Below are 14,510 nucleotides of genomic sequence, written 5' to 3'. Positions count from 1 at the left end.
CCGGTGCGCCGGGTCCAGCTTGCGGCGAACTGCAATAACCGCTGCGTGTTCTGCGCGCAGTCTTCGCCTTTCCATGCGGAAGAGGCCGGTTACGAGCAGTTCGTCGATCAGCTGGATGAGGCCGAGGTCATGCTCGTCGGGGGTGAGCCCACGCTGAACCCCCGCTTGGAGCAGTGGGTCGAGCGCTTCACGGCGCAAGGTGTTCGCGTTGGCGTGCAGACCAATGCACGACTGCTCGGGCGTGAGCCCGAGCGCGCGACACGGCTCGCGGCGGTGGGGTTGCGTCGGCTGGAGGTCGCCCTGCTCGGTTCGACCGCCGCTGCGCACGACTATCATACGCAGGTGCCGGGTAGCTTTTTCGAAACCTGTAACGGGATTCGCGCGGCCATTGCCGCGGGGATTCAGGTGCGCGTGACCACCTTGGTTACGCGCTCCAACTTCCGACAGCTCGCCGAGTGGGTACGCTTAGCCGCCGCGCTGGGTGTGCTCCAGCTCGAGATGCGATCGGTGCTCCCGTTCGGCCGCGCCGCCTCTAGGCAGCGTCTAGAGCCGCCGCACGAGCTCGCCACACCGCACATCTTGGCGGCGATCGAGCAGGCCAAGCGGCTCGGTGTCGAGTGCCAAGCTCGGGGCGCATCGGAAGATGATTTCAGCGTGAGTGGTGTCGAGCCAACTTCACGGCTATTATCCATAAAGAAAATGGCTGGCGCCGAGCAGGTGCTGGCCGATTGTTCCACCCACCGCCCAGCGGCTCCGAGGACGGGGGAATGGTCACCTGCTTAAGGTTCAACCAAGTCCAGAGGTAAACCACATGGCCCGCAGTCTCAGCACTACTTGTCGATTTTTCGTTGCCACTGCCCTGTTCTCCAGCGCTGCTGGGTTGGTGGGCTGTGCTTCGGGGGGTGAAGCGGAAACCAGCAGCAATGGCGGTAACGCGGGTGATGCCGGCGCTGGCGGCGATTCGTCCGGCGGAAACGGCGGCACTGGGGCTACCAGTTCTGGTGGTTCCGGGGGCAGCGACTTCGGTGGTTTCGCTGGCATGGCGGGTGAAGCTGGCGCTGGCGGCAGCGGTGGCTTCGGCGGCTTCGGTGGCGTCGGCGGGTCGGCGGGCGCTGGCGGGTCCAGCGCAGGCAGTGCAGGTACGGGCGGCACGGCTGGCAGCGGCGGAGTCGCTGGGAGCGGTGGGTCGACTGGGGTGCCTGAGGTCTGTGACGGACTCGACAACAACGGCAACGGCCAGATCGACGAAGGTGACCCCGGTGGTGGGGCGCCCTGCAACGTAGCTGGAGAGCAGGGCGAGTGTGCCAAGGGTACGCTGCACTGCGTCTCTTCTCAGCTTCGGTGCCAGGCCGACAACGTCGCAAGTGCTGAGGTCTGTGACGGCCTGGACAACGACTGCGACGGCTCCGTTGACGAGGGCAACCCCGAGGGCGGGCAAGCATGCAATACCGGCCTCGACGGCATCTGTGCGCTAGGCGCCACCCGCTGCGATACCTCGGCGATGCCTCACCGGGTAGTGTGTGACCCGAACGTGACCCCGGGTACGCAGATGGAGAGCTGCAACAGCCTGGACGACGACTGTGATGGTCAGCCCGATGAGGGGAATCCGGGCGGAAATCAAGCTTGTACCATCAGCTCCCTCAAGGGTCCGTGCGCCGCGGGCAGGACAAACTGCGTCACGGGTCAGCTCGACTGCGAGCAGCAAACGTTCCCGACCTCGGAGCTCTGCGACGGCATCGACAACGACTGCGACGGCATGCTGGACAACGCGCCGAGCGGCCAGTCGCTGCCCGGTGTCGGAGCTGCTTGCAGCGTCTCAGGCGCCCAGGGTGAGTGTGCCATCGGCACGCAGTCCTGCAGCGGAGGCGGCTTCCAGTGCAACCCGACCTTCACTTCCCGTGCGGAGCGCTGCGACGCCAAGGACAACGACTGCGATGGCAGCAACGATGAAGACAGCGCGCGGGACATGTGCACCCGGAAATGCTGGGACAGCGGGGACCTCGCTCAGGGTGCAGCCATTCCGGATATCACCTCCAGCACACTGCAATGCAATGCGGGTGTGTGCGAGCTGACTCAAGCGAACTGTCCCCCGGGTCGAAGGGATAACAATGGGGACATCTGCGATGGATGCGAGAGCACCGTTTGCAACACCACCTCAGACATCAGCGCTTCGTGCAGCTCACCGACCACGCTGACAGGCACCCGGAACGGTCAGATCGTGACCTTGAACGGATCCTTGTACTTCACCGTCCCACTCAGCAAGCCAAACCCGGCTTCGGATCAGGGGTGGAACCCAACCGTCACGCTCTCTGCCCAGTCCAAAACCAACGGCTATCGCATGGACGTGATCAGCAACTGCTCCAACTCAGCAGTGAGCTGCCCTCAGGCTGGTGGCACTGGTAGTGGGACCGGCAGCAACATCACTCAGTGGTCGATGAACTACGCAGCAAGCCGTAACGTCAACTGCGCGCTCGGTGGAGCGACCCACTGCACCGACAACTCGAATCCGCCTGGGACGCTGATCATCAAGATCACACGCACCTCGATTCCGGGTTCCGGGAGCAATCCCGAGTGCAACCAGTTTACCGTCACCTTCACGGAGTGATTCGGCGCCGGTCCCCTATTGACTCTGAGTGAGGTTAGGGAAACAACGCGGAGTACATGTCCGACCTTGATGTGAAGCAAGCGGATGGCTCGGTTACCATCTCGTTCGACGAAGGCCTCTACCCGAAGGACGCGATCTACGGCGCTGCGTACATCTTCATCGATCGCTGCTACGTGAAGCTCGATCGTGATGCTGGAAAGGTCAGCGTGCGGCTCAAGCTGAAGCCGAGCGTCGAGCGTGAGCTCGACGCTCTGGTGGGTGAGTTCGAGAACGAGATCCTGGGTCAGGCTTGGCGCCGGATGATCACGGATGAGAACCGTGAGCTGATCCAGCAGGTGACCAGTCAGGCGATGGCAGGCGCCGCGGGCCCGCCAGGGCTCGACGACTTGCTCGAGATGAACATCGACGACGACACCGCCTTCGAGGACCCTCTCGGCATCGCCATGAGCTGGGAGGACAAGTACAAGAAGGTGAACAAGGCCGTTCCGTTCGACGACCGCGGCGACCCTCAAGGTGACAGCGAGGACGACAAGGAGTCGAAGGGAGAGAGCGCGTGATCGAAATCCGTTTCGATCCCGATCTCTACATTGGTGAGGCCATCGAAGCGGCGGTCGGGGTGTACGGCGACTTCGCTGACCTCAGCCTGGACAAGCAGGTCGACGCCTATGTGGTGCGGCTAACGAGTCGCGGCGAGCACGAGGAGCAGGTGCTGGCTGATGAGTTCGCCAACTACTGCCTTGGCGGCACCATCGAAGCGCGCACCGACTGAGGCGAGCTTGCTTGGTGGGTGTCTGCCAGGCCGGCATTCGGTTTGGCCGGACTTCCCTGCTAGGCTCCAGGGGTGAGTGGGGCTGGCGACGAGCACGGAGAGACGAGCCGTCCTGCGACGCTGCGCTCCAACTCGTGCAACTTCGTGATCGGAGAGGCAGTTGCATGGCCAAAGGGTCAAGTCTGTCCTTTGATCCAAGCGAAACCTCGGCTCAATCGCGCGAGCACGCTGTGGCTCTCGATGCCTGGTCAGATCCGCTTATGCAGCACTCAGACGACGGACTTCTCTGAAGCCGAACTGCTGGCGATCAAGGATCGCTACGGCCAGCTTTACGTAGACGTGTCACGCAAGCTCGCGCCAGACGATTTCGCGCGCGACCTGCGTAAGCTTCGGGAGCTGAGCGTTTGCGGCCCTTGCCCATTCCGTACGGAATGTGGAGGGGCGTGGCAGGCTCTATCCACGGATGTCTTCAGCCACGACGAGACGAGGCTGCTCGGCCTGCTAGCGGGCCTGAAGGGACGTATCCTCGACATCGGATGTGGGGACGGACCCTACCTGAAGGCGTTCGAGAGCGCGGCACTTGCGGGCGAGTTGGAATACGTCGGAGTCGATCCTGACGCGCAGCGCCTGGCCGTCCTCGCTGAGCGCTACTCCTGGGCACGGTTTCAGCCCGTGCCCGCCGAGTGTGGCTTTGACGCGCTCGATGGGAGCTTCGACCACTTGTTGGTCTTACGCAGCTTCAATCACCTCGAGGATCCACGCTCCACCTTGAAACAGGCTCTAGCGCGACTTTCGCGAAGTGGTACGTTGACCATCGTGGACAACGTGGCGTTCGGCTTGGTGCGTCAGAGAGCTATCGCTCGCCGCGCGGAAGCGGGGCCGGCGGAGTATGAACACTTTCGCAACGCGGACGCCGACCAGGCGATCGCGCTTCTCGATGGGCTGCCGCTCGAGCTAGTGGAGCGCTGGGACGTCAGCCCGGCGACTAGCAATCAGTGGCTCCTGCATTTCAGAGTTAGTCAGGCCAGCGCGCCGGAGTTGAATTCATGATCGCCGAACACGACGCAGTACAGCCCTCCACACTGACCTCCGCAGAGGACGAACTCCAGAAGGTCGAGAGCCACGAGGAAGCCGCACACGAGAAGCGAAACTGGGTTCGGCTGAGCTACGACTGCAACAACAAGTGCACCTTCTGCCTCGATTCCCTCGCCCATGTGGGAACGATGCGCAGCAACATGGACGTGAAGATCCAGATCGTGGAGGGGCGCAAGAAGGGTGCAAGCCGCTTGATCTTGAGCGGTGGCGAACCAACCATGCACCCCAACTTCTTGGACTTCGTGAAGCTCGGGAAGCGGGCGGGCTACCCGAAGGTGCAGACGGTCACCAACGGTCGAATGTTCGCCTATCCGGATTTTCTGGATCGCGCGGCGGAGAACGGGCTGGATGAGATCACGTTTTCGCTCCACGGCCACAACGCGAAGATCCACGACGCCCTGGTTGCGACACCGGGGGCGTTCGTGCAGGAGACCGCTGGGCTAAAAGCCGCGCTCGCCTCCGGACGGTTCATCGTCAATGTCGACATCGTCATCAACAAGCAGAACGTGAAGCACCTGCCGGAGATGCTGGAGACTTTCATCTCATGGGGCGTCAAGGAATTCGACCTGCTTCATATTATTCCATTCGGAAATGCTTGGGGGCCAGCGAAGGAGCATCTCTTCTACGATCTCGAGGGAAATGAGGAAGCACTTCAGCGTGCGTTTGAGTACTCGAGGCGTCCAGACGTCCATATCTGGCTCAATCGCTTTCCGCCGCCGTTCACCGAGGGATTCGAGGAGCTGATCCAGGACCCTTACAAGATGAACGATGAAGTCCGAGGGCGCAGGGAGGAGTTTGACAAGTACCTGAGCATCGGACGCAAGCTGAGCTGTAGGCAGCCGGAGCGGTGTCACTACTGCTACCTGAACCAGCTCTGCGACGGCCTCGATGACGCGCTAGCGGAGCGGCAACACGAGCACGTGGACGAGTTGCGATTGGTAGCCCCGGCGCCGGTGTCTGGGCAGCTCCCGCAAGCGGCAGCGCTGCGCGTCGTCGCGCCCAGTGTCGAAGGCGCGGTCCAGCTCATTCAGGACCAGCGCGCGAACTTCACCGAAGCACCGACGCTCTATCTCGAGCTGGAGAACTATACCGGTCTCGACGAAGCGCTCGAAGGCGATCGCTTTGCAGATCTGGTGCTCGGGCGCTGCTACGCGAATACACCAGCTCAGGCGAAGCTATTGTTCGGGCTCGAGGGCGCCTTCGAGGTGTGCGTCGCCCTCACCCAACAAACTCGCGCGATCATCGATGAGCATGCCGACGACCCCCGGCTCGGCTTGGAGCAACCAAACTACGATCGGGTGACTGAGCAGCTCAGGAGTGACGTCCCTCTCCGTGAGGTGTTGTCTGGGTTGCCAACAAATATCCCGGTGGAAAATGTTCCTGCCTGCATATTGGGACGCGAACCGCGTGCCGTCGCGACGCATCTGGACGCAGCAATGCTTGGTGCTGACGCGCGCATCGACATGACGAAGTACACCAAGCGCTACATCGCAGACCGCTACTACACGAAGAGCAGGCGCTGTAAGGAGTGCAAGTTCGATTCGACCTGTCGCGGCGTGCACATCAACTTCGTGCGTGCGCACGGCTACAAGGAACTCGACCCGGTAGCGGGCTGACGTTCAGCGCTTTCGGGCTCGCTCCAGGAACTGCTTGATCGCCGTCTTGTTGCCGGAATCCGGGCGGTTCGCGTAGCGGTAGGGGCGCGGCGCCTGCCTCTCGTAGAGGCAGGCGATCTGGGTCTCCAAGTTGTCGATTGACGCGTCGTCCTTGTCCTTGGCGACCCGAGACAGGCTCGTTGCCAGAGGCTCGCAGACGGCGGCTTCGGGGAGCTCGATCTTCGCATCAGGACAGCAGTCGCCCACGATGGTCGCAAGCGCTGCGAGTTCATACCACGACAACAGCGACCACTCGCGCATTCCGGGGCTTATCTGACCCTGTCCTCCAACGACGATTCTGCGGTGGAACTCCTTCGCCAAGCGTCGTGGGTCGTGATCTGTGCACAGTGTGGCGATGCTCGGTTCACCCGCGCCAAACGTTCCCTCGGGGAAATGGTTGGCGGCGCAGGTCGCTAGGTCTGCTGGCGACACTGGCTGCGATGCGGGGCTCGGCTGCGATGTGGAGGCTGGCTCAGTTGAGGCCGTGACCGCAGGCGCCACCTCGGCGCTTGGTGGGGTGGGTGGCGCAACAGGCTTCGCTGTGGAAGCCACGGAAGGGGAGGGAGATGGCGCGGTTTTGCTGCGCATGAGCAGCAAGGCGATGGTGCCTGCTGCCACTAGAGCGGCGAGCAACAGCATCATTAGCGCTGGCGCCGTGCGCTTGGGCGGCTTTGCGGCGCGCTTCACCTGAGTCTGGATGTCCGCTTGAGAGATCTGTCCGGATGGGGGCAGGGTATCCATCCGGCGCCGAAACTGCTCAGCCTGCTCGTTGATCACGATGGTTGGCGGATGCAGACCAGGCTCGGGGGGCGGTGGTTCGCCGGACTCTGGAAGCTGCTCGGCGTTGGTTGCACCTGGGGCGGGAGGCATGAGCCTTAGCTCACGCAGGTCGTCCGCCGTGAAGCGTCCAGTCTCTTCCTCTGCGTCGGAGTTCGAGTAGCTGGGGCGAGCGCTGGGTAGCGGAGACTGCTCTTCCGCGTCCTCAAAGGAATACGCGGGTCGAGCGCTGGGGATCGCTGGCGACGTCTCCTCCCCTGGGAGCGCTTCGAAGCGCGGGTGTTCGGCGCTCCGGGCTGCGTCGCGGAGCGCCTGTTCGCCGGCCGCGAGCGCTGCATGAGCCTCGGCGAGCTGCCGGATATCCGATGGTAGCGCAGGCGCGGTGTGATCATCCCAGGCTTCCGGAGGAGCGCTCGCGGGTGCCACGGCCACCGGAGCCATTGGTGTTGGACCGGGGTCAGTCACGGCGGGCATCTCCGAACTCGGTCGCGCCGCCTTGGCGAGTTTCGCGATGTCCGTCGGGAGTGCCGGCGCGGTCGCCTCATCGGTGAAGGAGATCGGGGCGTATCGCTCGAGTGGCGCGCTCATCGGTTCGAGGCGCGGTGGCTTGACCGACTCCTGAGGTGCGACCGAGGACGCGCGAGGCGCGCTCGAGGCAGGTCGAGCCGCTGGTTGAGTTCCGGGAGGAAACGCGGGGTCTATGGTGACGGCCGGCGGAGGCCGTGTGGACACTCGGGGTTCGTCAAGATCTGCACCTCGCCGAATCCATTCGACCAGCGCTAGCTCGAGCTCCGAGGCGCTTTGTCCGGAGCCGTCTAGTTGGAAACCGGTCGCGATGATGCTGTCCAGTCGAGGGTCGTCTACTCCACGAGACGAGAGCGGATTATACTCCGCGTTGAGGATCGACTGCGCCAACGCGTCGCGGCTGCCACCACGAAATGGCTGGGCGCGAGCGATTGCCAGGTAGAGCAAACAGGTGAGTGCCCACACGTCGTCTTCTGCGCTGGGACCTCCGCCTTGCACGCGTGGCGGAGAGCAAAAGGCGCCGCTCGGCGGGGCCATCAAGTGGGTGAACACTGGCACCACACCGTCGCGCACGACCACCACGCTCCGCGGGCTCACGGCACCGAGCACCGCCTGGCGGCCATGGATTTCTTTGAGTGCGCGTGCGAGCCGCATCATCCAGTTCACCGCGCGGGGGGTGGGAATGGAGGCGGTTTCGACCCGCTGATGCAGCGTGCGCCCAGAGATGTGTTCAGCGACGACCAGCGCTTGTGTGGAGAGGTCGAGGCCGCGCGGCAGCTCTCGAGGATCCGCGTCATCCAGCACGTGATGGACTCGGGCCAGATGCGGGTTGTCGTAGCCGACGAGTGGAACGAGGGTCCGAGCCCGAGGGATCGGGAGGCTGCCAACGACTACTCGTTGTCCTGTCTCCTCATCGCGCGCGATCCAGGATGCGCTCTTGCCTGAGGAGGCGAGCGACTGCTGGAAACGGTAGCGCCCCAAGAGGGGGGAGGGATCGGTCATGCGAAAGGCGAAGCCATAGCGCAGGGAGTCTCGGAGGGGCAGCGCTCGCGGCACTTGTTCCCCGTTTTCCACGAAGGATCAGGCTTGTTGCCGAGGCGCGCAGAGAACGTTGGTAGGAGCGCGCGGCACCACGGGATACCGCAGCGCTGCTTTGGAGAACCGCGGGTTTGCTAAACCAAACACCATCCACGACGGGTTGTAAACGCTCCGATAACGATCCGCGCTTCGCGCCGGTGCGCGGGAGTAGCCGCAGCTTTCTTTAGGGCGGCTGCGCGCGCACGCTGCCTGTTTCCTTTGGAGGCGGGCGTTTTCTTCCTTTACGCGCTGGCGCGACAATTGTGCGGGGTTCACCAGCGAGCCTCACTTGTGGGGCCTAGGTGCGGGGTAGGCGCGCGCCATCGGTGTCCACGGCGCGCACTTTCTGGGGCTGGCTTGAGGGTGCTGTCTTGGCGCGCCAAACTGAAGACTGCAGGTTCCCTCAACACCTCACCGCATCCAGCTTGCACGGGAGCCTGCCGGCGGCTACACGGAGGCCGCGTCTGGTTCACCACCTCTCCCGCTGCTCCGTGCAGCACCACCGCAGCTGAACGAGAGTTTAGCTACGGAAGCAGGCGAGCTAGGCCACTTACAACGTTCGATGACGCCAGCGGCGTCAGATTGCGGATCGCCGTGAAGACTGGCTTCCACATGCCGCCCTCACGCACCGTATCCGCTCGGAGGAAGTCACATGGAGCATCTTGGCCCGGTCCGTAGCGAGTACGGCCTCGAGAACCACGGCATCGTCAACGCAAAGCGTGTGTACTGGAACCTCTCTCGCAGCGTGCTGCTCGAAGAGGCGGTTCGTCGTGGTGAAGGTCACGTCAGCGCAGCGGGCGCCATCGTGGTCAACACTGGCAAGTACACGGGACGCTCGCCCAACGACAAGTTCATCGTTCGCGAGTCTTTCAGTGGCGAGAAGATCGACTGGGGCAAGGTCAACCGTGAGTTCGAGGCGACCAAGTTCGACCTGCTCCACGCCCGTCTGTCCGCGTACATGCAGGGCAAAGAGCTCTACGTTCAAGACTGCCGTGGTGGCGCCGCCAAAGATCACGCGCTCGACCTGCGCGTCGTCAGCACCAGCGCCGTTCACTCGCTGTTCGCGCGCACCATGTTCCTGCGCCCCACCAAAGAAGAGCGCGCCAGGCATCTCCCCCAGTTCACCGTGCTTCACGCACCCGAGTTCAAGGCGGACCCCACGATTGACGGCACGCACAGCGAAGCCTTCGTGATCGTGAACTACGACAAGAAGCTCTGCTTGATTGGCGGCACTGCCTACGCCGGCGAGATCAAGAAGAGCGTGTTCAGCGTGCTCAACTACCTCTTGCCGCTCAAGGGCGTGTTTCCGATGCACGCTTCCGTGAACGTCGGGCCGAACGGTGACTCAGCGGTCTTCTTCGGTCTCAGCGGTACCGGCAAGACCACGCTGTCTGCGGATCCCGCACGTGAGCTGATTGGTGACGACGAGCACGGCTGGGCTGATGACTGCGTCTTCAACTTCGAAGGCGGCTGCTACGCCAAGGCCATCCGGCTCTCTCAAGAGGCGGAGCCAGACATCTGGCAGGCGGTTCACTCCTACGCGACGATCCTCGAGAACGTGGTGATGGATGAGTGGACGCGCGAGCTCGATCTCGACTCCGCGGACCTCACGGAGAACACGCGCGCCGCGTACATGCTCGGCCGCATCCGCAATGCCTCGCAGAGCGGCGTTGCCGGTGGTCACCCGAAGAACGTGATCATGCTCACCGCGGATGCTTACGGCGTTCTGCCGCCCATCGCGCGCCTCACGCCGGCCCAGGCGATGTACCACTTCATCTCGGGCTACACCGCTAAGGTTGCGGGTACCGAGCGCGGTGTGACGGAGCCACAGGCGACGTTCAGCGCGTGCTTCGGTGGGCCCTTCCTCCCGATGCATCCCACGGTCTACGCCAAGATGCTCGGCGAGAAGCTCGAGAAGAGCGGCGCAGCCGTGTGGCTCGTCAACACTGGCTGGACTGGTGGCCCTTACGGCACCGGCAAGCGCATGAGCATTCAGCACACCCGAGCGATGGTGAGCGCTGCCCTCGAAGGCAAGCTCAAGGACGTGAAGACGACGCCCGATCCAGTGTTCGGCGTCGGGATCCCGGAGGCCGTGCCTGGCGTGCCTGCCGAGGTGCTGCAGCCTCGCAACACCTGGGCCGACAAGGCAGCATACGACGCGAAGGCCAAGCACCTCGCAGGTCTCTTCCAAGAGAACTTCAAGAAGTTCGCTGACCAAGCGACGGACGACGTCAAGGCAGCGGGCCCCAAGGCCTGAGCCAAGACGTATCCGCAAAGAAACGGCGCCCGCGAGGCGCCGTTTCTGCTTTGTTCGCCCGCCCCGCCCCACAGCGTGCTGCGGACTAAACAGCGTGCTGCGAACTAAAATGACGCTGCGACGGTGAGCGCGATCAGCTGGGAGTAGTCGAGCTTGGGCAATCCACCCAACGTCACTCGCTGACCGTCTTGGGTCACACCACGGTTGCTTTGGTAGATGTCGCCGGTCACCTTGCTGTGCAGAGAGAACGTGTACAAGAGCCCCAGCGTCAGCCAACCGTCGAGCAGGTCATAGCTCGCACCGATTCCGAGCGGATACTCGATGAACACGCCTGCCTGGCTTGCTCCAACGTGGAAGCCGTCCTCCGCATTGACGTGATCGACCCTCAGCTTGCCCCAGCCAACACCCAGCACACCAAAGGCCCGCAGGTCACCTGAGCGCCAGGTTGGTTCGAGGGTGAAGCGCAGTGAAAAGCTCGACACATCGTCGTAGCTGCCGCTCTCGGCGCCATCCACGAGCGGTTTGCCGTCGACCTCATGGGTCGCGTTGATGTAGCTCAAGCGCGCAGCGAGGAAGCTCACCAGGTTCGTCCGCAAGTAGCCACCCCAGGCAAGCGCCGGCGAGTAGCTCAAGCGGTCGCTGTCGCCGCTACGCAGGTTGAGGCCAACCAGCGGTCCGATTTCCAGGGTCTTCACCGACTCGAGTGGCGGAGACTCTGGAACGCTGCCGGGCTGTTGATCGCCGGCATGAGGTTCAGGCGGTTCTTTGCCGCTACCGACGAGCTTCAGATCCTGATCCAGCTCCTCGACGCTCTTCTTCTTCTTGGCCTGAGGGAAGTCGTCCTCGTCTTCATCCTCATCATCGTCAGTCGCGTCGGCGTCCGCCGCTCCCGCTTTGGGTTCTTCGCCCTCGTCGTCTTCATCCTCATCCGTATCAGCGTCTGCCTGCGCTTTATCGGCTTTTTTCGGGGGTGAGGGCGCGCTGGCGTCCGCGGGAGACGTTGGTTTGGTGGCGGGTTGCGCTGTGGCGGGGAGCGCCTCACCCAAAATAAATCCGAGCACCGAACAGACGAGGACGGCACGCCGCAGACGACGAGGTGCACCACATCCGTTACCGTGTGGAATGGTAGCGTCCCTAGACCCCGGTGGTCCCCCGAGGCCCAGCGTCGCCACACCGGAGTCAGCGACGTCAGTCACGCGCGTAGCGTCGCTCCGACGGCCTTCTCGGCTTGTTGCACGGCGCGAGTGTGCGCCTTGTCCACTTCCTTGTCGGTCAGCGTGCGTGCGTTGTCTGGATCGAGCGCGGCCTTGGGATCGCGATACACCACGCGGAACGCCAGCGAACGATGTCCAGCCGGCAGGTCGCCGCCGACGAAGCTATCGAAGAGCTCCACGGACTCGCAAAGCTCACCGGCAGCTTCGCTGATCAGGCTCTTGAGCTGGCCCGCTTGCACACTGTCCCCGACCACCAACGCCACGTCGCGAGTCACGGCAGGCAAGCGCGGGATGGGCTTGAATTTGGGACGCTGAGTACCGAGCGCCTCGAGGGCGACGATGTCGAGTTCGATGACTTGCGCGTCGCCATCCAGATCCAAGGTGTCGACCACCTCCGGGTGCAGCGGTCCAAGGCGGCCTACCTTGTGCCCTTCCACCAACACGTAGCCAGCTCCGCGCGGATGCAGGTGCTGAGTATCGGACTCGCCCGCAGCGGCTTGGATTTGCACCGAGCGACCAAGCAGGCGCTCCACCAACTCTACCGCCGCACCCTTGGCGTCGAAGACGTCGTGGCGCTGAGGTTTGCCAGTGAGGTACTGGGGACGTGGCCCGGCGAGCACTGCCGCAAAGCTGCTGCGCTCCTCGGGCAGTTGCCCCTGGTCCTCCGCGTTGAGCGGTCGAATGCGCTGACGGGTCTCGTCTTGAGCAGAGGTCACGGGCGAGAGGAAGATGGGGCCAACGCTGAAAAGCCTCAGGCTCTGCTCGCCCCGCCGTCGGGCGCGCCGCAGCGCCTCGAGCAGGCCCGGGAGTAAGCTCGTGCGCAGGACGCTGCGCTCCTCGGTGAGGGGATTCAGCAGTCGGACAGCGGCCTTCGGAGCATGCACGGCGTCGAGTTCGCGCTCGGAGACGAACGCGTAAGTCACGGCTTCGCTCAGCCCGATGCCTGCAGCCACGCCGGAGAGCTTGCCTTCGAGGCCTGGGTCACGCGGCTTCTGCGGGGCGATGGCTGGTAATTCCGTAGGGATTTTATCTAGGCCGATGACGCGCGCGACCTCTTCGATGAGGTCCACTTCGCGTCCGATGTCTGGACGATGAGCCGCTCCCCGTACCTTGGCGTGATCCGCGTCAGACTCGAGCACCTCGAGACCCAAGCGGCGCAGTGTCTCGAGGGAGTGCTTGAAGTCGAGCTCGACGCCCAAGAGCGCCGTCTGGCGCGCGTGGCGCAGTGCAATCTCCGGGAGCTTGGGTAGCTCGCCTTTGGCGTGGATGGCGCCGGGGACAGCGCTGCCTCCGGCGAGCTCGCACAACAGGGACGTTGCGCGGTCGAGCACCAGCGAAAGTTGGCTGTAGTCGACGCCGCGCTCGAAGCGATAGCTCGACTCCGTGGAGAGCCCCTGACGGCGGCTCGTGCGGCGCACGCCGCTCGGCACGAAGTACGCACACTCGAGCAGCACGTCTTGAGTATCTGTGCGGATTTCCGTGTTCTCGCCGCCCATCACGCCGGCGAGGGCGACGGGGCCCTCTGCGTCGCAGATCACCAGGTCATCCGCGGCTAGCTTGCGCTCGACGCCGTCGAGGGTCTTGAACGGCTCTTGCTCCGTGGCGCGTCGAATGACCACCTGCTTGCCACGCAACAGCGCCATATCGAACGCGTGCATGGGCTGTCCGAACTCCATCAAGAGCAGGTTCGTGATGTCCACCACGTTGGAAATGGGACGAATGCCGAGGCTCTGGAGGCGCCACTGCAGCCACAGCGGGCTGGGGCCAATCTTCACGCCCAGCACCGCGCGGGCGCCATAGTGCGGGCAGCGCTCGGTGTCCTGGTTGTCGATGCGCACCAGGGCGCTCAAGTCTTGATTCGCGATGCGTTCTGGCGTCGCCGCCGGTGGGAATTGCCACTCGAGATCGTAGAGCGCTGCGACCTCACGCGCGACGCCGACGTGCCCAAGGGCGTCGGGACGATTCGGAGTGATCGATACCTCGAGGATCCAGTCTTGGCACTCGGGCAGCGCCTCGGGCAGTGGCGTGCCAGGCTTCAAGCCAGCAGGAAGGATCAGGATGCCTTCGGATTCCTCCGCCAGGCCGAGCTCCTTTTCGCTGCACAGCATGCCCTCACTCACCACCCCACCGATGGGGCGCGGTTCGAGGGTCATGTTCACCGCGGGCAGATGAGTACCGATGCTAGCGAGCACCACCAGGCCGCCCGGATCCGGAACGTTGCTCGCGCCGCACACGACGGTCTGCTCTCTCTCGCCGAGCGACACCGTGACCAGACGCAGCTTGTCGCGCGACGGGTGCGGCTCGATGCGGCGCACCTCGGCGACCCGAACGGCTTCCAGGCCTTCGCCAACCCGCTCGATGCCGTCCAGCTCGAGGCCGGACGCGGTCAATCGTTCACCCAGCTCCGTGGCCGAGGCCTGGAGACCGGGAACTAGCTGCTGAAGCCAGCGTAGGGAGATCCGCATGAGGCCGGCCATTTAGCATGGCTGTTTGGCCGTGGGAGGAATCAGCCCTTTGCGCTCGTGACCGCGCGGCG

10 protein-coding genes are annotated in these 14,510 nt (G+C 63.8%); 7 read left to right on the top strand and 3 right to left on the bottom strand.

The features are described 5' to 3' along the window. The first annotated feature begins 3 nt into the window (after positions 1-3). The 6 genes from H6718_26560 (at position 4) to H6718_26535 (ending at position 6,085) form a co-directional block, all read left to right on the top strand. Positions 4-783, top strand: coding sequence for a radical SAM protein (locus H6718_26560; protein ID MCB9589003.1), 780 nt, complete (start codon positions 4-6; stop codon positions 781-783). A gap of 28 nt (positions 784-811) precedes the next feature. Then, positions 812-2,605, top strand: coding sequence for a hypothetical protein (locus H6718_26555; protein MCB9589002.1), 1,794 nt, complete (start codon positions 812-814; stop codon positions 2,603-2,605). Positions 2,606-2,661: 56 nt separating this feature from the next. Beyond that, positions 2,662-3,162 carry a His-Xaa-Ser system protein HxsD gene (gene hxsD, locus H6718_26550; protein ID MCB9589001.1) on the top strand — a complete coding sequence of 167 codons (501 nt, stop codon included), beginning with the start codon at positions 2,662-2,664 and terminating at the stop codon, positions 3,160-3,162. After that, positions 3,159-3,374, top strand: coding sequence for a hypothetical protein (locus H6718_26545; protein ID MCB9589000.1), 216 nt, complete (start codon positions 3,159-3,161; stop codon positions 3,372-3,374). Before hxsD ends, H6718_26545 begins: the two co-directional genes overlap by 4 nt. 72 nt (positions 3,375-3,446) lie before the next feature. Continuing rightward, the gene (locus H6718_26540) at positions 3,447-4,424 is read left to right on the top strand and encodes a class I SAM-dependent methyltransferase (protein MCB9588999.1); all 978 of its coding nucleotides are present in this window, start codon (positions 3,447-3,449) and stop codon (positions 4,422-4,424) included. Further along, entirely contained in the window at positions 4,421-6,085 is a 1,665-nt protein-coding gene (locus tag H6718_26535) for a radical SAM protein (protein MCB9588998.1), read from the top strand. Before H6718_26540 ends, H6718_26535 begins: the two co-directional genes overlap by 4 nt. A gap of 3 nt (positions 6,086-6,088) precedes the next feature. Here H6718_26535 and H6718_26530 read toward each other — a convergent pair whose 3' ends face one another. After that, positions 6,089-8,500, bottom strand: a complete 2,412-nt coding sequence (locus tag H6718_26530) for a hypothetical protein (GenBank protein ID MCB9588997.1) — start codon at positions 8,498-8,500, stop codon at positions 6,089-6,091. A gap of 655 nt (positions 8,501-9,155) precedes the next feature. On the opposite strand from H6718_26530, the gene pckA reads away from it, so the two are divergent. Beyond that, on the top strand, positions 9,156-10,760 hold the full coding sequence (gene pckA, locus H6718_26525) for a phosphoenolpyruvate carboxykinase (ATP) (GenBank protein MCB9588996.1): 1,605 nt from the start codon (positions 9,156-9,158) through the stop codon (positions 10,758-10,760). Between the two features lie 104 nt (positions 10,761-10,864). On the opposite strand, the gene H6718_26520 is transcribed toward pckA, so the two are convergent. Beyond that, the gene (locus H6718_26520) at positions 10,865-11,956 is read right to left on the bottom strand and encodes a hypothetical protein (protein MCB9588995.1); all 1,092 of its coding nucleotides are present in this window, start codon (positions 11,954-11,956) and stop codon (positions 10,865-10,867) included. Then, positions 11,953-14,439, bottom strand: a complete 2,487-nt coding sequence (locus tag H6718_26515; GenBank protein MCB9588994.1) for a phenylalanine--tRNA ligase subunit beta — start codon at positions 14,437-14,439, stop codon at positions 11,953-11,955. Before H6718_26515 ends, H6718_26520 begins: the two co-directional genes overlap by 4 nt. Positions 14,440-14,510 lie beyond the last annotated feature (71 nt).

Source organism: Polyangiaceae bacterium (assembly GCA_020633205.1).
Taxonomy (GTDB): domain Bacteria; phylum Myxococcota_A; class Polyangia; order Polyangiales; family Polyangiaceae; genus JAHBVY01.
This window is presented reverse-complemented; position numbering and strand designations above follow the sequence as displayed.

Excerpts from the sequence above, each read along its gene's own strand:
- H6718_26555 (MCB9589002.1), top strand. The coding sequence starts at position 812 with ATGGCCCGCAGTCTCAGCACTACTTGTCGATTTTTCGTTGCCACTGCC.
- hxsD (MCB9589001.1), top strand. The coding sequence starts at position 2,662 with ATGTCCGACCTTGATGTGAAGCAAGCGGATGGCTCGGTTACCATCTCG.
- H6718_26535 (MCB9588998.1), top strand. The coding sequence starts at position 4,421 with ATGATCGCCGAACACGACGCAGTACAGCCCTCCACACTGACCTCCGCA.
- pckA (MCB9588996.1), top strand. The coding sequence starts at position 9,156 with ATGGAGCATCTTGGCCCGGTCCGTAGCGAGTACGGCCTCGAGAACCAC.
- H6718_26515 (MCB9588994.1), bottom strand. The coding sequence starts at position 14,439 with ATGCGGATCTCCCTACGCTGGCTTCAGCAGCTAGTTCCCGGTCTCCAG.